Origin of the sequence: Mesorhizobium sp. M0854 (assembly GCF_040319815.1) — a bacterium.
GTDB lineage: Bacteria > Pseudomonadota > Alphaproteobacteria > Rhizobiales > Rhizobiaceae > Mesorhizobium.
Genome location: NZ_JAMYOL010000001.1, coordinates 334,060 through 352,245, shown reverse-complemented (window position 1 = coordinate 352,245; position 18,186 = coordinate 334,060). Strand labels below are relative to the sequence as shown.

Annotated in this window: 15 protein-coding genes; 5 read left to right on the top strand and 10 right to left on the bottom strand. The window is 64.1% G+C overall.

The features are described from left to right. Window positions 1–39: 39 nt before the first annotated feature. From NKH99_RS01540 to NKH99_RS01525, 4 genes are all read right to left on the bottom strand, one after another. Complete coding sequence (locus NKH99_RS01540; RefSeq protein ID WP_352501122.1) at window positions 40–957, bottom strand: hypothetical protein; 918 nt, start codon at window positions 955–957, stop codon at window positions 40–42. A gap of 245 nt (window positions 958–1,202) precedes the next feature. Then, window positions 1,203–3,674, bottom strand: coding sequence for a DNA topoisomerase (ATP-hydrolyzing) subunit B (gyrB, locus tag NKH99_RS01535; protein ID WP_352578576.1), 2,472 nt, complete (start codon window positions 3,672–3,674; stop codon window positions 1,203–1,205). Between the two features lie 146 nt (window positions 3,675–3,820). Beyond that, window positions 3,821–6,487 carry a caspase family protein gene (locus tag NKH99_RS01530; protein WP_353012196.1) on the bottom strand — a complete coding sequence of 889 codons (2,667 nt, stop codon included), beginning with the start codon at window positions 6,485–6,487 and terminating at the stop codon, window positions 3,821–3,823. Window positions 6,488–6,545: 58 nt separating this feature from the next. Beyond that, entirely contained in the window at window positions 6,546–7,115 is a 570-nt protein-coding gene (locus tag NKH99_RS01525) for an NADPH-dependent FMN reductase (protein WP_353012193.1), read from the bottom strand. Between the two features lie 183 nt (window positions 7,116–7,298). Between NKH99_RS01525 and NKH99_RS01520 the strand changes: the two genes are divergently transcribed. Continuing rightward, complete coding sequence (locus tag NKH99_RS01520) at window positions 7,299–8,672, top strand: cytochrome P450 (protein ID WP_353012190.1); 1,374 nt, start codon at window positions 7,299–7,301, stop codon at window positions 8,670–8,672. Between the two features lie 21 nt (window positions 8,673–8,693). On the opposite strand, the gene NKH99_RS01515 is transcribed toward NKH99_RS01520, so the two are convergent. Beyond that, entirely contained in the window at window positions 8,694–9,668 is a 975-nt protein-coding gene (locus NKH99_RS01515) for a complex I NDUFA9 subunit family protein (protein WP_352501121.1), read from the bottom strand. A 243-nt stretch (window positions 9,669–9,911) separates the two neighbouring features. Here NKH99_RS01515 and NKH99_RS01510 point away from each other — a divergent pair, with 243 nt between their 5' ends. Then, window positions 9,912–10,184, top strand: a complete 273-nt coding sequence (locus NKH99_RS01510) for a hypothetical protein (RefSeq protein ID WP_352454720.1) — start codon at window positions 9,912–9,914, stop codon at window positions 10,182–10,184. A 57-nt stretch (window positions 10,185–10,241) separates the two neighbouring features. On the opposite strand, the gene NKH99_RS01505 is transcribed toward NKH99_RS01510, so the two are convergent. The 5 genes from NKH99_RS01505 to NKH99_RS01485 form a co-directional block, all read right to left on the bottom strand. Next, the gene (locus tag NKH99_RS01505; RefSeq protein ID WP_353012187.1) at window positions 10,242–11,243 is read right to left on the bottom strand and encodes an Ldh family oxidoreductase; all 1,002 of its coding nucleotides are present in this window, start codon (window positions 11,241–11,243) and stop codon (window positions 10,242–10,244) included. 92 nt (window positions 11,244–11,335) lie between these two features. Then, entirely contained in the window at window positions 11,336–12,142 is an 807-nt protein-coding gene (locus NKH99_RS01500) for an ABC transporter permease (protein ID WP_352470176.1), read from the bottom strand. Window positions 12,143–12,156: 14 nt separating this feature from the next. Then, entirely contained in the window at window positions 12,157–12,822 is a 666-nt protein-coding gene (locus tag NKH99_RS01495) for an ABC transporter permease (protein ID WP_352470177.1), read from the bottom strand. A 212-nt stretch (window positions 12,823–13,034) separates the two neighbouring features. Then, on the bottom strand, window positions 13,035–13,829 hold the full coding sequence (locus NKH99_RS01490; RefSeq protein ID WP_353012185.1) for a transporter substrate-binding domain-containing protein: 795 nt from the start codon (window positions 13,827–13,829) through the stop codon (window positions 13,035–13,037). A 51-nt stretch (window positions 13,830–13,880) separates the two neighbouring features. Next, window positions 13,881–14,690 (bottom strand): ABC transporter ATP-binding protein, encoded by an 810-nt coding sequence (locus NKH99_RS01485; RefSeq protein ID WP_023676274.1) that lies wholly within the window; start codon window positions 14,688–14,690, stop codon window positions 13,881–13,883. 218 nt (window positions 14,691–14,908) lie between these two features. On the opposite strand from NKH99_RS01485, the gene NKH99_RS01480 reads away from it, so the two are divergent. Genes NKH99_RS01480 through NKH99_RS01470 form a run of 3 tightly spaced genes read left to right on the top strand, consistent with a single transcriptional unit; the run spans window position 14,909 to window position 18,099 of the window. Further along, the gene (locus NKH99_RS01480) at window positions 14,909–15,757 is read left to right on the top strand and encodes a dimethylarginine dimethylaminohydrolase family protein (protein ID WP_352830595.1); all 849 of its coding nucleotides are present in this window, start codon (window positions 14,909–14,911) and stop codon (window positions 15,755–15,757) included. Further along, on the top strand, window positions 15,754–17,334 hold the full coding sequence (locus NKH99_RS01475; protein WP_353012183.1) for a 5-guanidino-2-oxopentanoate decarboxylase: 1,581 nt from the start codon (window positions 15,754–15,756) through the stop codon (window positions 17,332–17,334). The genes NKH99_RS01480 and NKH99_RS01475 overlap by 4 nt, the downstream gene beginning before the upstream one ends. A gap of 57 nt (window positions 17,335–17,391) precedes the next feature. Then, window positions 17,392–18,099, top strand: a complete 708-nt coding sequence (locus NKH99_RS01470) for an SDR family NAD(P)-dependent oxidoreductase (RefSeq protein ID WP_352464463.1) — start codon at window positions 17,392–17,394, stop codon at window positions 18,097–18,099. Window positions 18,100–18,186 lie beyond the last annotated feature (87 nt).

Below are 18,186 nucleotides of genomic sequence, written 5' to 3'. Positions count from 1 at the left end.
TAATCTTCCCGAAGCGGACCGAGTTCGCTTAGTCACCGATCAACGATTGGTCAGGAAAATCGCTTCCTCGTCGTCGCGCTGCCTGCCGCCAAGTGCTGCAGCCGCGCTGGCAATGAAGGCCCCGACGACCAGCGACAGCGCGCCAATCAACGAGAAGGTCGCGCCTGCCTTTCTGGCGGTGTCGGCCGCCTGCTGGGCCTTGACCTTGGCGTCCTGCGCTCTGGCGATTACCGTATCGACGCGAGCGGTGGCATCCGCTTCGGACAGGCCTGTGCGGGCGGCCACCAGCCGCGATAGATAGGTCTTGTCGTCGGCCGATATTTCGCCTGCTGCGGCACTCGCGATTAGAATGCGCGATGCCTGCGCCGTTGCCGCAGCGTCGCTCTCCGGATTGGCGGCAGCGAGCCTTGCCGGATCGGCCGGGCGGAACAGCGTATCGACGAAATACGATGTGGCGTTGTCAGTCGAGGCGCTACCCGCGTTTGCAGCAGCACCTGCCGAAGCGCCCATTGCCGCGCCCGATGCCACAGTCGAAGCAGCCTGGACACCGGTACCTATCGCGGCCGAAAGCGCCGTGCCGAGCACGCCGGCGACGAGCAGCGTCGCCAGCGCCCAGGCCAGGAAGCCGTGAGCGGTATCGCGGAAGAAGACTTCATCGGTGTGGATGCCGACCCATTTGGTGCGCAGGCGTCCGGCGAGGTAGCCACCCAGGGCCGAGGACAGCCACTGCACGACGATCAGCCAGACGGCGGTGGAAACGGCGAAAGTGGTGACTGACGCACCCGAGCCGGACCATGGCGATACCATGCTCAGCCCAAGCCCGGAGCCGAGCAGCATCAAGATGAAGGTAAGCGTTGACGCAGCAAAGGCGCCGGCGACGATTGGCCCCCAGCTGACAGCAGTGGAAGCGGATTCCGTCGGGGCGGAAACGTCGACAGCTGTTACGGTGGACTGCATCGAAGCCTCCCTACCGTGCGAACAGCATGATCAGAATAATGATCGGAATTGGGACTCCGAGAAGCCAGAGCAAAATGCCACGTCCCATGGATGCCTCCTGCGGCGATTGTGATCAACTACAATGCCTTGAAAGCCTTTCCGTTCCGGCGGTCCTGGTGATCTTTGTTGCGTTGCAGCAGTCGTATTGGTGCGCCAAGGCGCACCAATACACTTCATGCCTGCTGGCTGGGTATCTCGGCCTTGGCTCAGATGTCCAGATTGGCAACTGACAGCGCGTTTTCCTGGATGAATTCGCGCCTTGGCTCGACCTCGTCGCCCATCAGCCGTGAAAACAAGCTGTCCGCATCAGTCGCGTCATTGACCTTGACCTGTAACAGCGAGCGCACATTCGGGTCGAGCGTCGTTTCCCAGAGCTGCTCGGCGTTCATTTCGCCAAGGCCCTTGTAGCGCTGCATGGTCAGGCCCTTGCGGCCGGTGGCAAACACGGCATTGAGCAGTGCCAGCGGCCCCGAAATGGTTTCCGAGACATCCTTGCGGCGCAGCACCGGCGGCTCGCCGTAGATTTCCGCCAGGCGCGGCGCATAGCGGTCGAGCTGGCGTGCGTCGGCGGAATTGATCAGCGCCAGGTCGAGATGCGCGAACTCCTTGACGCTGCGCACCGTTCGCTCGAAGACATAGCCGCCAATGCCCTCGTTCGAGGTCGACATGCGGCCGATCCAGCCGCGCTCGGTATCCTCGGCGATAATGTCGAGACGACGGGCAACACGCTCGGCCGTCTCGTTGGCGCGGCGGAGGTCGGTGAAGATCTCCGGGTTGAGCGCGCCGGCAATCGCTGCCTGCTCGACCACGCCTCTGTTATAGCGCGTGTGCAATCCGTTGATGAGCTGGCGGACAGCCAAGGCGTCGTCGATGGCACTGCGCAGGTCCTGCCCGGCCCGCACCTCGCCTGTGCTGAGCGCAAGCGACGCTTCTTCCAGCCCGGAGCCGATCAGGAATTCCTCGAAGGCGGCTTCGTCCTTGATGTATTGCGAGCTCTTCCCGCGCGTCACTTTGTAGAGCGGCGGCTGCGCGATGTAGAGATGACCGCGTTCGATCAGTTCCGGCATCTGGCGGAAGAAGAAGGTCAGCAGCAAGGTGCGGATGTGGGCGCCGTCGACATCGGCGTCGGTCATCAGGATGATCTTGTGGTAGCGCAGCTTGTCGGCGTTGAACTCGTCCTTGCCGATCGAGGTGCCGAGCGCGGTGATCAGCGTGCCGATCATGTCGGAGCCGAGCATGCGGTCGAAGCGGGCGCGCTCGACATTGAGGATCTTGCCGCGCAGCGGAAGAATGGCCTGGTTCTGGCGCGAACGGCCGCCCTTGGCCGAGCCGCCGGCGCTGTCGCCCTCGACGATAAAGATCTCGGATTTCGCCGGATCGCGCTCCTGGCAATCGGCCAGCTTGCCGGGCAGCGAGGTGACGCCGAGCGAACTCTTGCGGGTGATGTCGCGTGCCTTGCGCGCGGCTTCGCGCGCGGCAGCGGCCTGGATGACCTTCTCGATGACCGCCTTGCCCTCGGTCGGGTGCTCCTCGAGCCAGGTGCCGAGCGCTTCGTTGACAAGCCCTTCGACCACCGGGCGGACCTCGGACGACACCAGCTTGTCCTTGGTCTGCGAGGAGAATTTCGGGTCGGGAACCTTGACCGACAGCACCGCGGTCAGCCCTTCGCGGCAATCATCGCCGATCAGCGCCACTTTTTCCTTCTTGGTCAGGCCCGAGGAGTCGCCATAGCCGGTTATCTGGCGCGTCAGCGCACCGCGGAAGCCTGCCAGATGCGTGCCGCCGTCGCGTTGCGGGATGTTGTTGGTGAAGGCCAGCACGTTTTCATGGTAGCTGTCGTTCCACCACATGGCGACTTCGACCGTGATGCCGTCGCGCTCGGCGCGGATCGAGATCGGCTTGTCGAGCAACGGCTTCTTCGTCCGGTCGAGATATCGGACGAACTCTTCCAGCCCGCCATCGTAGTGCAATTCATGGCGCATGATGTCGGCATGGCGGGCATCGGTCAAAACGATGCGCACGCCGGAGTTCAGGAAGGCGAGCTCGCGCAGCCGATGCTCCAGCGTACCGTAGTCGAATTCGACCATGGTGAAAGTCTCGGACGACGGCAGAAACGTGATTTCGCTGCCGCTGCGCCCTTCATAGGTGCCGGGGACCTTGTCTTGTTCATAACTGCCGGTGATGCGCAGCGGCGCGTCGGCATTGCCATGCGTGAAACTCATCTCGTAGATCTGGCCGTTGCGGCGGATCTTCAGTTTCAGCCAGGCCGACAGGGCGTTGACGACTGACACGCCGACGCCGTGCAGGCCGCCTGAGACCTTGTAGGAGTTCTGGTCGAACTTGCCGCCGGCATGCAGCTGCGTCATGATCACTTCGGCCGCTGAAATGCCTTCGCCGGTGTGGATATCGGTCGGAATGCCGCGGCCATTGTCGATGACCGTCACCGATCCGTCCGGATTGAGCGTCACCGTCACCAGGTCGGCATGGCCGGCCAGTGCTTCGTCGATGGCGTTGTCGACCACCTCATAGACCATGTGGTGCAGGCCCGAGCCGTCGTCGGTATCGCCGATATACATGCCCGGCCGCTTGCGAACGGCATCCAAGCCCTTCAAAACCTTGATGGAATCGGCGCCGTATTCGGCTTCAACGCCGTTGGCGATGTCGGTCTGGTCGCTCATGAAAACCTGTCTGATTGATGCCGTGTGCAGAGCGCGAAAAATCGGCTTCGAATCGCGCATTTCTAATGTCGTAGATATAGGCGCAAAAGGCGGTTTTTCCAAGGTTTGCAGGCATTTCGGAACGGAATGACCATCGCGTGAGCAGGCTATCGGCGCCTGGCTTCGATCCTGGCCAGCCGCTCACGTAAAAACTTGATCATGAACTTGTGGCGCGGTGCCAACCGCCCGCTCCGGTCGAGCTCGAGCGTCATGTCGAGCGCCTTGGAAAGCACAGCCTTCGGGTCCTTTGCGACTTGGGCGTAGTCGATATAGGCGACCACCAGGTCGCGCTGCCAGGTGGCGTTGTCCGGATCGGACCGGGCAAGTTTCTCGCGAATGGCCAGACTGTCCTGAAGGGCTTGCCGGGCGCCCCTGACGTCGCGCTGCCTGAGGCGCAGCGTGGCGACTTCGGACAGCGTTATCGACAAGTCCCGCTGCCAGTCGGAATTGGCGGGATCGAGCTTGGCCAGCCTCTGCGCAATCGCGTAGCTGTCCAGATAGGCTTTCAGCGCGCCTTTGTGGTCGCCCTGTATCGCCAGGACGCCGGCGACTTTCTCGATGCACACGGAAAGGTCGCGCTGCCATTCGGTGTTGTTCGGGTCGCCGGCGGCGAGCGCGCTGGCCTGCGAAAGTGCCTTACGATAAGCCGAAAGTGCCGCCGGCCAATTCTGCTGGTCGCTCAGCGCATTGCCGATCTTGGCGTTGCCGACCGACAGGTCGCGCTTCAACTCGGTGTCGTCCGGATCGCGTTTCGCCAGTTGCTTGACGATCGCCAGACCTTCCTTGTAGGCCGCCAGCGCCCCGGCGGCGTCGCCGCGTTCGCGCAGCAGGTCGCCTATCGTATCGTGGCTGACCGAGACGTCACGCTGCCGGTCGGCGTCTCCCGGTTTGTCCGCCGCGAGCGCCAGCCGCACCTTCAGGCTCTCTTCATAGGCCGCCTGTGCGTTGTCCAGTTGGCCTGCGATATGGGCAAGGTGACCGATCTCATCGTAGGTGATGGTCAGGTCGCGCTGCAGTTCGGCACGGTCCGGCTCTCCGGCGGCGAGCTGCTTCTTGATCGACAGGCTTTCCTGGTAGACCTCTGCGGCGCCGGCCAGATCGCCTTGCGTCGCCAATACGTTGCCGATCTTGTCGTCGGCCATGGCGAGGTCGCCGAACCACTCCAGATTAGCCGGTTCTGCCTCGGTCAGGCCCTGCAGAATGGTCTTGGCCGTCTCATAATTCTGCAGCGCTGTCGGCAGATTGCCTTGCGCAATCCGCACGTTGCCGAGCTTGACGTGGCTGACGGCGAAGTCGCGCTTCACGTTGGGATCGGTTTCATGATGCGACCGCCGCTCAAGATCGGCTTGCAGCGCCTCGAACGCGCGGCCGGCCGCATCGATATTGCCGATCGTGGTATAGAGCTTGCCGAGCTCGTCCAGCGTGCGGATCAAGCGGTCGGCATCGTCGAGCGACAGCACCACCTGTCCGGCTTCGCCATAAAGCGCGAGCACGGACTCATAGTCCTTGATGGCTGTGGCGTAGTCGAGGTCGGCGCGCGCCGCCCCGCCGGACAAATAGCGCGTTGCGGCCTCGGAGAGCGTGCGGCTGACGAAATTGGCCTTCAAAGCGTTGCGAGAGACACTGTCGATCTCGGCTGCCTCGGCGAGCTTTTTCCGCGCCGCATCGAACGCTCCCAGCGAAAGCTGCTCTTCGGCCTGCCGGCGCAACGCCGACACTCTGAGATCGTCGGATCCAAGCGTCTGCATTTCGCTCCGCACCTTGACGAAGGCGTCGGCTGCCTCACGCAGCCTGGCGTTCAGACTGTCCGCGGAGAGGTGGCCGGCATCGGAACTGATCAACGCGCCATAGAGCGGTGCCAGCGGCATGTCGGCGTCGCTGGCGATCTTCTCCACTTCGCCGCGCATCTGAGGCGTCACCTCGGCCATGGCCAGCAACAGGCGTTCGCGTTCCGGCAATTTCTCCTTGGCCGAGGCGGCAAAGAACAGCTGCGGCAGGCCGCTCTCGACATAGGGCAATTGCTTGCCACGCGAGAGGTCGTAAACCTCCTGCTGCACGAGCGTCAGCACGGAGCGGATCTCGAGACCTTCGGTGCCGAGGTATTTCGTCAGCGCCGCGGTAAACGGCGAATTCTGGTCCGTCCCATCCGCGGCGGTCTCGCCGGGCGCCGCCGAGAAGGCAAACAGGATGTTTTCTGCCCGCCCGATGCGGCCAAGACCCGGCCGGACCTTGTCGCTGACCTCTTTTACCAGCGCCGTTGCGCCGCGGCCTTCGCCGCCCGTAGCCGCAAACGGATCGCTGCGGCAGGCATCGAGCACGATCAGTCCGACCTCGCTGGTGGCGGCGACGGTCGCGCGGATCTCCTCCAGCGGCAGGCTGGTCCGTTCCAGCGTAGCGAGCGACGACGCGTCTGCATCGACCGGCAGGAGCCGATTCTCGCCGGCTATCTCGACGCCGTGGCCGGAGAAGAACACCAGTGCCACGTCGGCGCCTTTGGCATCCTCGCGGAAATCGTCAAGCGCCCGGCGCATGCGCCGCAGGTCGCGGTTGGTTTCGAGGAAGACCTCGAAACCGAGCTTCCTCAGCACCGTTTCCATGATCTCGCCGTCATTGACGGGATTGGCGAGCGGCCGGATCAGCCGGTAGTCGTTCTCGGCGATGACCAGCGCAGCGCGCCGTTCCGCCATTGCAGCGGAGGCCGTCGAGAGGATCAGCAGCAAGGCAAACAGAAAACGCAAATCGAACCGCCCCGGCCCGGTCATTTGCCGGAGCATTCCATCTCTTTATGGCATGAGCAAGTTATGGCATCGGCCAGTTCGGCCGTTCGCGTTGTTAGCTGGCGCGCATCGGCCTCAGCGCTTCGCTCCAGCGGAACAGCTCGTCCAGCATGGTCCTGGCCCCGCCGAGCACCTGCTCGCTGGGCAGGAAGGCGCCGGTCTCGTCGAGCAGCTTCTGGTACATCGGCAGCGCCACGCCTTCCGGAATCGGCATGACACCGACGGCGGTCAGCAACGGTTTGACCGCCTGCGCCGCTCGCAAACCGCCGGAGACACCGCCGTAGCTGAGGATGGCGGCCGGCTTGTATCGCCATTCCCTGAGCAGGTAGTCGACCGCGTTGACGATCGCGGGAGCGGTGAAATAATTGTATTCCGGCGCTACGAAGACGAATGCGTCGGCTGCGTCGATTGCTTTCGACCAGGCTTTCGTGTGGCTGTTTTCGTATTTGCCGAGTCTCGGATGACGCGGCTCGTCCAGCACCGGCAGGTTGAATGCGGCGATGTCAGTGAGCACCGGCTCGAATTTGCCATGCTCGCGCGCAAAGCTCTCCAGCCACTTTGCGAAAGCGGGTCCGGCGCGGCCCGGCCGCGTGCTGCCGATGATGACGTTCAACTGGTGCTTCAAGGCAGGCTCCCGCCGGTTCTGACATCTGTGGTGCTGCCACCTAAGACACGCAGCCGGACACAGCAAGCAGGCACTTTCCGGTGCCCGGGTCACATTCCAGACAGCGGATGCATCACCTTGTCGTCCGCTCACATGGACGCCTGCCTTGCCCGCCACTACATTGAGGTGTCAGCGGAGCAAGTCATGGACAGTCAGCCCGTCCCCTTCGTCCCGCCGGCGCCGAAGCCGCGCACCGCGCCGCCCTCGACGCTGGAGATGATCCGCATCGTCTACCGCAATCCGCTCGAACTGTGGGGCGACCCGACCTACAACGAGCCCTGGATTTCGGTGACCGGCATCGGCGGGCCGCTGGTCATCGCCAACGACCCCGGTCTCATTCGCCACGTGCTGGTCGATAACGCCAAGAACTACAAGATGGCGACGGTTCGCCAGCTGATCCTGCGGCCGATCCTGCGCGACGGCTTGCTGACCGCCGAGGGCGAGGTGTGGAGGCGTTCACGCAAGGCCATGGCGCCGGTGTTCACGCCGCGCCATATCTTCGGTTTTGCCGAGCCGATGCTGAGGCGCACGCGGGAGTTCGTCACGCGCTACGAGGGCGGCGGCACGTTCGACATCGCTCACGACATGACGCTGCTTACCTTTGACATCCTGGCCGAGACGCTGTTTTCCGGTGAGATTTCAGGCGAGCCGGGCAGCTTTGCCAAGGAGATCGACCGCCTGTTCGAGACCATGGGTCGGGTCGATCCGCTCGACCTGTTGCGGGCACCCGATTGGCTGCCGCGTCTGACCCGCATCCGCGGCCGCAAGACCATGGCCTACTTCCGCAAGATCGTCACCGACACGGTGCAGATGCGCGAGGCGCGGCTGAGGCGCGCTCCGGACACCGTGCCGCAGGATTTTCTCACGCTGCTGTTGAAAGCGGAGGGACCGGGCGGGCTGACCCGGGCCGAGGTCGAGGACAACATCATCACCTTCATCGGTGCCGGCCACGAGACTACGGCCAGGGCGCTCGGCTGGACGCTCTACTGCCTTGCCGAAGCGCCGTGGGAGCGCGAAAAGATCGAGCACGAGATCGATGCCGTGCTGGCGCGTGAGCCCGACCCGACGAAATGGCTCGACGCCATGCCGCTCACCCGTGCCGCCTTCGAAGAGGCGCTCAGGCTCTATCCGCCGGCGCCATCGATCAACCGCGAACCGATCGAGCCCGAAACCTGGAACGGCCTCTACATACCGCGACGTGCCGCGGTGCTGGTGATGCCGTGGGTCGTCCACCGCCATCGCAAGCTGTGGGACAGGCCCGACGCCTTCATGCCGGAACGCTTCCATCCGGGAAACCGCGAGAAGATCGACCGTTTCCAGTATTTGCCGTTCGGCGCCGGGCCTCGCGTCTGCATCGGCGCCAGCTTTGCCATGCAGGAGGCAATCATCGCGTTGGCGATCATGCTGTCGCGCTACCGTTTCGACGCCACCGCGGAAACCCGCCCCTGGCCGGTGCAGAAGCTGACGACGCAGCCGCAAGGCGGCCTGCCGATGCAGGTCACCCGGCGCGCCTCGTAGGCAACCGGACGTCCGTTCGTATTATGCGGCGGACTTGCGTTGGAACTGGCCGGCGGCGCGGTAGCGCCAGAGATAGCTGGGCAGGATGGTTCCGATCGACCGTGGCTGGATCCCGAGGCCGGCGAGCGTCCGGTTGTCCTTGACGGCGGCTTCCGACACGACATTGTGCTGGCGCAACAGCAGGACCTGGTCCTTGGTCAACAACGGATTGGGCAACAGCCCGAGAATTGATGCCTGGAGGTTCGCCAGCCACCATGGCACGGGCAGCAAAAACCGCTTGCGTTCGATGATGATAAGCAGCTGTTGCATGCATTCCTTGAAGGTAAGCACTTGCGGCCCGCCGAGTTCATATATCCGGCCGCCCTGGACCTTGCCGTCGACCGAATGCGCCACCGCTTCGGCGACGTCGCCGACATAGACCGGCTGGAATTTCGTCTGCCCGCCGCCGATCAGCGGCAGCACCGGGGAAAAGCGGGCCATGTTGGCAAAGCGGTTGAAGAAACCGTCCTCTGGCCCGAAATTGATCGATGGCCGCAAGATCACGGCGTCTTGGACCGTCTCCAGAACGGCCTTTTCGCCGAGCGCCTTGGTACGCGCGTAGTCCGATTGCGCGTGGAGATCCGCTCCCAGAGCCGAGATGTGGGTGAGGCCGGCGCCGACGGCGCGCGCCGCTTCAGCGACAGCGCGCGCGCCGAACTCGTGGACGGCAGTGAATTTCTGCCGGCCGGCCTCATGCGCGATCGCCACCAGGTTGACGACATGGTCCGCGCCTTGCACGGCGCGGTCGACCGACCAGCGCACCCGGACATTGGCTTGCACCGGCTGGATCTGCCCGACATTGCCGAGCGGCTGCAGGTGGCCGGCGAGATCGGGCCGACGGCAGGCAACCCGGATGCGGTAGCCGCGCTTGGCCAGCGCCCGCACGACATGACGACCGACAAAGCCGGAGCCGCCGAACACGACCACGAGCTTTGGGGTCTGCAGGATTTCGGTCATGGCTGGCTCCGGCGGCTATCCAGATGGCTTGGTTGAAGCCGTTTCATAGTCGGTTTCGCGCCAAAGGCAAAGGGTGACCATCGGTCGCCCGGCATTGTTGAAGCATGATTTCCAGTATCCGTTGGAAACGGCAGAAAACCCGCCGACGCCGGGCTTTAGGGTAACTCCATTCGGGACAGGAACCTTTGTTCCGGCCGGCGATTTTAGGATGTATGGTTTGATTCCGAATGGAGGATATTGCCGATGACGACAAAACGCGTTGCGATCTTCGCTCTGGCTTTCGCAACAGGCTGCAGCATTGGTGCCTCGGCATTCGCGGCAAACCGGCATCACCACCAAGCTCAACCCGAACGCTACGTTCCGGCCAACGGCAACATCATCGACATTCTGTTCGGTGGCCCGCGCTACTATGACAACCACCTGTTCACGACGGCCGCCGAACCCTGCTCCTACAACAGGGTAGGGCCGGACGCGAATGCGGCGAACGTCATCAACGATCATTATTGCGGGAAGTAGGCTCGCGCTGCCGGATCGGCCGGCGTTCTCAGCCGCTCATCGGACAAACGAATTTCTTCAGGACGAATAGCGGGCGGCGAATTCGGAAATGCGCTGCACCACGGCTTTCGGCGCGCTTATGCCGCGCGCCGCCGCCTTCTCCGCGGCCTCGGCCCGGGCACGCCCCGGCACATGCACGCCATAGCGCCGCCGCAGCCGGTCGAGTTGATCCTTCATCCGCTTTTCGAAGTCCGGATCGAGCAGCTTGGGCTCGACGGCAAGCACGAACAGGCCGGTCCCCGGACTGTCCGGCCCGCCGCTGAACCATGGCGCATCGAGCGACCAGTTGGCGCCCGACAGGCCCGCAGCCAGCACCTCGACCATCAGCGCGATGTTGGCGCCGCGCTGGCCGCCGAAGGCAAGCATGGCGCCCTTCATTGCAGCTGCCGGGTCCGTGGTCGGATTGCCGCTCGCATCCAGTGCCCAGCCTTCGGGTATCTTCTTGCCGTCCTCGGCCGCCTTGCGGATGTTGACGAAGGCGGTGGCGCTCGACGATTGGTCGATGACCAGCGCCGCCCCGTCCGCGGCGGGTGCCGCAAAGGACATCGGGTTGGTGCAGTAGACCGGCTTGACCGAGCCCGAGCCGGCAAGCATGGCCGGGCCGTTGGTGGCGGCGAACGACACCAATCCCTGCGCGGCCAGCCTTCCGGTGAAATAGCCGAGCGCGCCGCACGTATAGGCATTCTTCTGCGAAAAAATCGCGACGCCGAACAGCCGCGCCGCCTTGGCGAGTTCATCGATCGTGCGGTCGAAACCGGTATGCGCCAGTCCGCCGCGCGCATCGGAGAGATAGACCGCGAGCGCCGGCCTGGTGATCACCGGATCGGCGTTGCCGTCGATGCGGCCGGCTTCCAGCGCTTCGAGATAATCGATGAAGTGCGACAGCCCAACGGTCGACAGTCCTTCCGCCTCGGCCGCGACGATCGAGGCAGCCAGCGACTGCGCCGCCTCTTCGTTGGCGCCAGCGCCAAGTGCGGCCATCCGGCACAGCCCTGTCGCCTGGTCGAGACTGAGTTGCATCGTAGCTGCCCTGAAATTTCAGCGAGTAGCGAATAGGGAGTAGCGAGTAGGGAAATCAGCAAAACTATTCGCTATTCACTACTCCCTATTCGCTAACCGATCTTGTTCGGAATCCGCGCCTCGATCTTGCCCAGGGTGAAGACGAGAATGCCGGTGATCGCCATATAGATCAACGCCAGGAGCAGCAAGGGTTCATAGGTGAGGTAGGTATCCTGACGCACCTTTGAAGAGACGGCGAATATGTCGATCACGCTGATGGTCGCCACCAGCGGCGTCGATTTCAGCTGCAGCACGATTTCGCCCGTCAGTGTCGGCAGCGCGCGGTAGAAGGCCTGCGGCAGCCAGATTCGCCGGAAAATCCTCCAGCGGCTCATGCCGAAGGCGCGGGCGGCTTCCAATTGGCCTTTCGGTACGCCGGCAAAAGCGCCTCGCATCACCTCGCCCTCATAGCCGGCGAAGGACAGCGTCAGCCCGAGCACGCCATAGGGCCATGCCTGCCTCAGATAGGGCCACATCCAGGACTCGCGAATCCATGGATATTGTGGAAACAGCGAGCCCAGCCCGTAATAGAGCAACCAGAGCTGCAGCAGCAGCGGCGTTCCCCTGATGACCGTGCAGAAGGCCTTGGCGGGCGCCGCGAACCAGAAAGAGCCTGCGGCTTGTGCCAGTCCGAGCGGCATGGCGAGCAGGAAGCCCAGCGTGCAGGTGACGGCAAGAATCCACAGCGCGCGCCAGATGCCGAGCAGTCCCATCCCGTAATATTTCGGCAGCCAGTCCCAGCGCATGAAGACGGCCGCCGCCAAAACCAGCCCCAGCGCGATCAGGATCAGCGCGATACGATGCGGCTTCAGCCACAGCGAAGCGCGTGCGGCTATCTCGACGGCCGCTTCGCCAGTCATCGCCGGGCCAGCCATCACCGGGCCTCCTTGAGCGACGGCATGCCGCGGCGGGCCCATGTCTCGATGCGGCCGATGATCAGATTCGAAACCAGCGTCAACAGAAGGTAGATCGCGCCGGCGGCGATAAAGAATGTCAGATAGGCTTTGGTCACGCCGGCCGCCTGCCGTGTCGCCAATGTCAGCTCGAAAAAGCCGACGACCGCCAGCAGGGCTGTGTCCTTGGTGGCGATCAGCCAGAGATTGGCAAGGCCGGGTATGGCGAACGGCAGCATCGCCGGCAGCGTGATGCGCCGCAGCAGCAGGCCGGGAGACATGCCATAGGCGCGCGCGGCTTCGATCTGGCCCTGCGGAATGGCGAGGATCGCGCCGCGGATCACCTCGGTCGAATAGGCGCCCTGGACGAAGCCGAGCACGGCAATGCCGGCCGCCAGCCCGCTAATGTCCATACGCTGATAGCCCGTTGCCGTCAGCATCTGATTGATCAGGTCGGTGCCGGCGTAATAGAGCAGAAGGATCAGCACCAGCTCCGGCACGGCGCGCACGACGGTCGTATAGACTGCCAGGAGATCGCGCACCACCGGACCACCATACAGCTTGCCGGAGGCGCCGCCGATGCCGATCAAAAGGCCGAGACAGGTGGCGCCGACCGCAATCTCGATCGTATGGAGCAGCCCGACGATGAGCGTTCCACCCCAGCCCGGCGGCACGGGCGAGAGAAGCGCGATGGCAGAGGCGGCCCAAGCCGGAACAAATGCGTCGATCAGCGTCGCCCTCGAATTGCTGGCGCTAAAACCGCCGGCGATTTCCGCCCGCGGAAGCTCGCGTCGATGGATTTCGACCAACCACGCGGCTCTATCGGGGCCGCGTGGTTAATCGCTCATGGATGAGGCCGTCAGTTCGACTGCGTGTCGGAGCCGTAAATATCAAAGTCGAAGTACTTCTTCGAAATCTCGTCATATTTGCCGTTGGCGCGGATGGCCTTGATACCGGCGTTGATCTTTTCCTTCAACTCGCTGTCTTCCTTGCGGACGCCGGCGCCGACGCCGGGCCCGAGAATGGCCAGATCCGGCGCGACCATGCCTTTCAGATCGCAGCATTGCTTGCCCTGGTCCGATTTCAGGAAGGCGTCGAGGGCGATGGAATCGGCCTGCACCGCGTCGACCCGGCCGGCGGCAAGATCCTGGTTGGCCTCGTCCTGGGTCTGGTATTCCTTGATTTCCGCCGCGTCGGCGAAGTGCTTCTTGGCGTAGTCGGCGTGTACGGTCGAGACCTGGACGCCGATGATCTTGCCCTTGAGGTCCTCCGGTGTCGAGCCGAACTTCTGGTCCTTCGGCCCGATGATCGCAGTCGGGGTGTTGTAATATTTGTCGGAGAAGTCGATCGTCTTCTTGCGTTCGTCGGTGATCGACATCGAGCTGGCGATGACGTCGATCTTCTTGGTCGTCAACGCCGGGATGATGCCGTCCCAGGCGACCGGCGTGATGACGCAGTCGAGCTTCTCTTCGGCGCAGACAGCGTCGATGAATTCGATTTCCCAACCGACCCATTTGCCGGAAGCATCCGGCGAGGTGAACGGCGGATAGGGCTCGGCAGCGACACCGATCTTGACCGGATCGGCCTTGGCCACGCCCATGGCGGCAACGCCAACCAGCAGCGCTGCGGCAAAGGTCTTGAGAATAATCTTCATCGTCATGACTCCCAGTTTTGTTGTTGTTCCCGGTTTTCGTCCGCCCACAGTTTAACTGATGTTGCGGATGAACTGCTTCAGCCTTTCGGATTTAGGTGCGCCGAAGATCTGTTCCGGCGGCCCTTCTTCCTCGACCAGCCCGTTATGGAGGTAAACGACGTGCGTCGCGACCTCGCGGGCAAACTTCATCTCATGGGTGACCAGCACCATGGTGCGGCCTTCGCGCGCCAGGTCGCCGATCACCTTCAGCACCTCGCCGACGAGTTCCGGGTCGAGCGCCGAAGTCGGCTCATCGAACAGCATGACGCGCGGATTGATGGCCAGCGCCCTGGCGATCGCGGCGCGCTGCTGTTGGCCGCCCGACAGATAGGCAGGATAGACGTCGCGTTTTTCGGCCAAGCCAACGCGGGCGAGCAATTTTTCCGCCTCGCCGATCGCCACATCGCGCTTGACGCCGAGCACATGCACGGGAACCTCGATGACGTTCTCGATCAACGTCATGTGGCTCCACAGATTGAAGTTCTGGAAGACCATGCCAAGCTTGGAGCGGATGCGTTCGATCTGCTTGCGGTCTGCGGGCACGGTGTGGCCGTAGCTGTCGGCCTTCAGCTTTATCTCTTCGCCATTGACCCGGATAATGCCGCTGGTCGGGTTCTCCAGGCAGTTGATGCAGCGCAGCAGCGTCGATTTGCCCGAGCCGCTGCCGCCAATGATGGCGATCACCTCGCCATCGCGCGCCGACAGCGAAACGCCCTTCAATACATGCAGCTTGCCGAAATTCTTGTGCAGGTTCTCGACGTGGATGGCTTCGGCAGCGCCGTTCTGCGCCGTATGCTTCAGGGCAGTGGCCGGCGCTGTCATCGTCGCGGTGCCCCGCAGAGCAGCCGAGGCAGTCCTTGCTGGAATTTTTTACCCATTACCCGTCACTGGACAGCGTTCCGATTCTCAAGATGGACCGTTCCGCTTGTCTCCGTCAACCGCAGTTTTTTGGACCATTGATCACCGCCTGCCGAGTGGCTATTGGCAGGAGAGGCGCGTTTCAGGAGAATTTAGTGGGCAAAGCATACGGGTCGCAGTCGATGGCCGGGACGCTGCAGCGCGTGCTGATGCGCTCCGCTGCCGGCGCCATGCGTCGGGCCGAAGCGCTGGAGTGGCACTATGGCCCCGGCTTCAATCCGCAAAAAGCGGCGGTCCAGCATGATGCGCTGGCCAGGCTGATTTCGGCCTCAGGCGCCGAAATCGAATGGCTGAGTGACGCCGACGACGGGCTTGCCGATTCGGTTTTTACCCACGATCCCTCGCTGATGACCGATCATGGCGCGGTCATCCTTGCCATGGGCAAGGCGCTGCGCCGGCCCGAGCCCAGCCTCCACGAGGCAGCCTATGGGCGCATGGGCATCCCCGTCCTCGGCCGAATCGAGGCTCCCGGCCAGGTCGAGGGCGGCGACTGCGTGTGGGTGGATGCAAACACGCTGGCCATCGGCCGCGGCGTGCGCACCAATCAGCACGGCATCCAGCAGCTCTCCAACCTGCTTTCACCCAAAGGCATCCAGGTCTATGGCTTCGACCTGCCGCTCTGGCAGGGCGAGGAGGCCTGCCTGCATCTGATGTCGGTGATCAGCCCGCTCGCAGACGATCTGGCGCTGGTCTATGCGCCCCTCCTGCCGGTCGCCTTCCACCAGATGCTGCGCGAACGCGGCATTCGGCTGGTCGAGGGCGACGCCGACGAATTCTTCGCCTCGAATGGGCTCAGCCTCAACGTGCTGCCGACCGCGCCGCGCCAGGTTATCGCCGTTGCCGGTTTTCCGAAGACGGCGGCTGCCATGCAAGCCGCCGGCTGTACGGTCTCGACATTCGAGGCCGATGCCCTGTGCATTGCCTGCGAGGGCGGCCCTACCTGCCTCACGCGCCCGGTGCTAAGACAATGACGACCATCGGCGAAGCGCTCATCACCTTGCTCGAAGCGCACGGCGTCGACACCGTCTTCGGCATTCCCGGCGTACACACGGTCGAGCTCTATCGCGGGCTTGCGCGATCGAAGATCCGTCACGTCACGCCGCGCCACGAGCAGGGCGCCGGCTTCATGGCTGACGGCTATGCGCGCGCCAGCGGCAGGCCGGGTATCGTCTTCGTCATCACCGGGCCGGGGCTGACCAACACCATCACCGCCATGGGCCAGGCGCGCGCCGATTCGGTGCCGATGCTGGTAATCTCGGGCGTCAACGCCACACCGACGCTGGGCAAAGGCCTTGGCCATCTGCATGAACTGCCGGACCAGCGCGGCATGATGGAGAAGGTGGCGCTGTTTTCGCACCGTGTCACCGAGCCCGGCGAACTGCCCGGCGTGCTCGCCCGCGCCTTTGCACTGTTCTCATCCTCGCGTCCGGGTCCGGTGCATATTGAGATCCCGACCGATGTAATGACCGTGCCGGCCAACGGCATCGTGCCGCTGCTGCGGAATTCAGCGCCGCCCGAGCCGGATGTAGCGGCGATTGCCGAGGCGGCAAGGCTATGCGCGTCTGCCCGCCGGCCGCTTATCCTGGCCGGCGGCGGCGCCAAAGCTGCCGAAGCGCCGTTGCAGCGCCTGGCCGAGAGGTTGGGAGCGCCGGTCGTCCAGACCGCCAATGCGCGCGGCCTGCTCTATCGCCATCCGCTTGGCGTGCCGGCCAGCCCCAGCCTGAAGGCGGTGCGTGCGCTGATGGCCGGCGCCGACCTGGTCATCGCCGCCGGCACCGAATTCGGTCAGACCGACTATGACGGCTATGGCGACGGCGGTTTTGTCCTGCCAGCCAATCTGATCCGCATCGACATCGGCGCCGACCAGCTTGCCCGCCGGTCGGCCCGGATTTCGATCCAGGCCGATTGCGGTGCAGCGCTCGAGGCGCTACGTGCCGAACTCGGCACGGGCCAGGCGCAATCGGTCGACGGCGCCGCTCGCGCCGCCGCGACGCGACAAGCGGCCTTTGCCGAGATCGGCCCGGCTATGCAGGCGCAACTGCGCGCCGTCGAGACGATCCGCGATGCGCTGCCTGGCGCGATCATCGTCGGCGATTCGACCCAGCCGGTCTATGCCGCCAACCTCTATTACGATCATGACCGGCCGGGCGGCTGGTTCAACGCCGCCACCGGCTTCGGCGCACTCGGCTATGGCCCGCCGGCGGCGATCGGAGCCGTCCTTGCCAGGCCTGAGGCGCCGGTCGTTTGCCTCACCGGCGACGGCGGCTTCCAGTTCACCCTGCCGGAACTGGGCGCCGCGCTCGACGCGGCGGCGCCGGTGATCTTCGCCGTCTGGAACAATCGTGGCTACCGCGAGATCGAAACCTCGATGCTTGACGTCGGCGTCGAGCCGGTCGGCGTCTCCCCGGCACCGCCGGATTTCTGCAAATTGGCCGAAGCCTACGGCATTGCCGCCGAGCGGATTTCCGGCACCGGCGGCTTGGCGGACGCGCTTGGGCGCGCGCGGGTGACTGGACGACCTTACGTCATCGAGATTTCGGTTGAGTGATCGCGCGAAAGGCGCGACCTTCCGCATCGGCGGCGCGCAATGACGGAGCGGTCGAATATGACGGAAACACTGGACGGCAGACATATCGTGGTGACCGGCGGCACCGGTGCCCTTGGCGGCGCGGTCGTAGGGAAACTGCTGGAGCAGGGCGCGATCTGCCATGTGCCCAACGCTCACGCTGCCGCGCCTGCGCATTTCCCTTTCCCGGCGCATGACCGCGTCAGGCTGGCGCATAATGTCGACCTTGCCGATCCTGCCAAGGTCGACGCCTTCTATGCCAGCGTTCCAGATCTATGGGCATCGGTGCATCTGGCCGGCGGCTTCACCGCGGCGCCGGTCGAGAAGATCGAACCCGCCTCCTTCGCCGAGATGATGGACACCAATGCCCGCACCACCTTCCTGTGCTGCCGCGCGGCGATACGCTCGATGCTGGAATCTTCCGTGCCGGGCCGCATCGTGAATGTCACCGCGCGAGCCGGGCTCGATCCGCGGCGCGGCTCCGGCAAGGTGGCGTACGCCGCCGCCAAGGCGGCAGTCGCCGCGATGACCGTGGCGATGGCCGAAGAGCTGAAGGGCAACGGCATTCTGGTCAATGCCGTGGCGCCCTCGACGCTCGACACGCCGGCCAACCGGGCTGACATGCCGAACGCAGATTTCAGCAGATGGGTCAGCCTTGAAGCGGCCGCCGAGGCCATTGCCTACCTTGCCTCGCCGGCCAACATGGCGATCAGCGGCACGCTGGTGCCACTCTACGGCCGGGCCTGAGCCTGCGGTCCGTCGCAAGCAAAGGTCACAAGCAAAAGCCCCGCCGGATCGTTCCGGCGGGGCTATTTGTTTCGTTTATAACCCGCG

What these genes read in the sequence shown, in the direction of transcription:
- NKH99_RS01510 (WP_352454720.1), top strand. Translation starts at nt 9,912, where the DNA reads ATGACGACAAAACGCGTTGCGATCTTCGCTCTGGCTTTCGCAACAGGC.
- NKH99_RS01475 (WP_353012183.1), top strand. Translation starts at nt 15,754, where the DNA reads ATGACGACCATCGGCGAAGCGCTCATCACCTTGCTCGAAGCGCACGGC.
- NKH99_RS01470 (WP_352464463.1), top strand. Translation starts at nt 17,392, where the DNA reads ATGACGGAAACACTGGACGGCAGACATATCGTGGTGACCGGCGGCACC.
- NKH99_RS01520 (WP_353012190.1), top strand. Translation starts at nt 7,299, where the DNA reads ATGGACAGTCAGCCCGTCCCCTTCGTCCCGCCGGCGCCGAAGCCGCGC.
- NKH99_RS01530 (WP_353012196.1), bottom strand. Translation starts at nt 6,487, where the DNA reads ATGCTCCGGCAAATGACCGGGCCGGGGCGGTTCGATTTGCGTTTTCTG.
- gyrB (WP_352578576.1), bottom strand. Translation starts at nt 3,674, where the DNA reads ATGAGCGACCAGACCGACATCGCCAACGGCGTTGAAGCCGAATACGGC.
- NKH99_RS01480 (WP_352830595.1), top strand. Translation starts at nt 14,909, where the DNA reads ATGGCCGGGACGCTGCAGCGCGTGCTGATGCGCTCCGCTGCCGGCGCC.
- NKH99_RS01515 (WP_352501121.1), bottom strand. Translation starts at nt 9,668, where the DNA reads ATGACCGAAATCCTGCAGACCCCAAAGCTCGTGGTCGTGTTCGGCGGC.
- NKH99_RS01490 (WP_353012185.1), bottom strand. Translation starts at nt 13,829, where the DNA reads ATGAAGATTATTCTCAAGACCTTTGCCGCAGCGCTGCTGGTTGGCGTT.
- NKH99_RS01500 (WP_352470176.1), bottom strand. Translation starts at nt 12,142, where the DNA reads ATGACTGGCGAAGCGGCCGTCGAGATAGCCGCACGCGCTTCGCTGTGG.
- NKH99_RS01540 (WP_352501122.1), bottom strand. Translation starts at nt 957, where the DNA reads ATGCAGTCCACCGTAACAGCTGTCGACGTTTCCGCCCCGACGGAATCC.
- NKH99_RS01485 (WP_023676274.1), bottom strand. Translation starts at nt 14,690, where the DNA reads ATGACAGCGCCGGCCACTGCCCTGAAGCATACGGCGCAGAACGGCGCT.
- NKH99_RS01505 (WP_353012187.1), bottom strand. Translation starts at nt 11,243, where the DNA reads ATGCAACTCAGTCTCGACCAGGCGACAGGGCTGTGCCGGATGGCCGCA.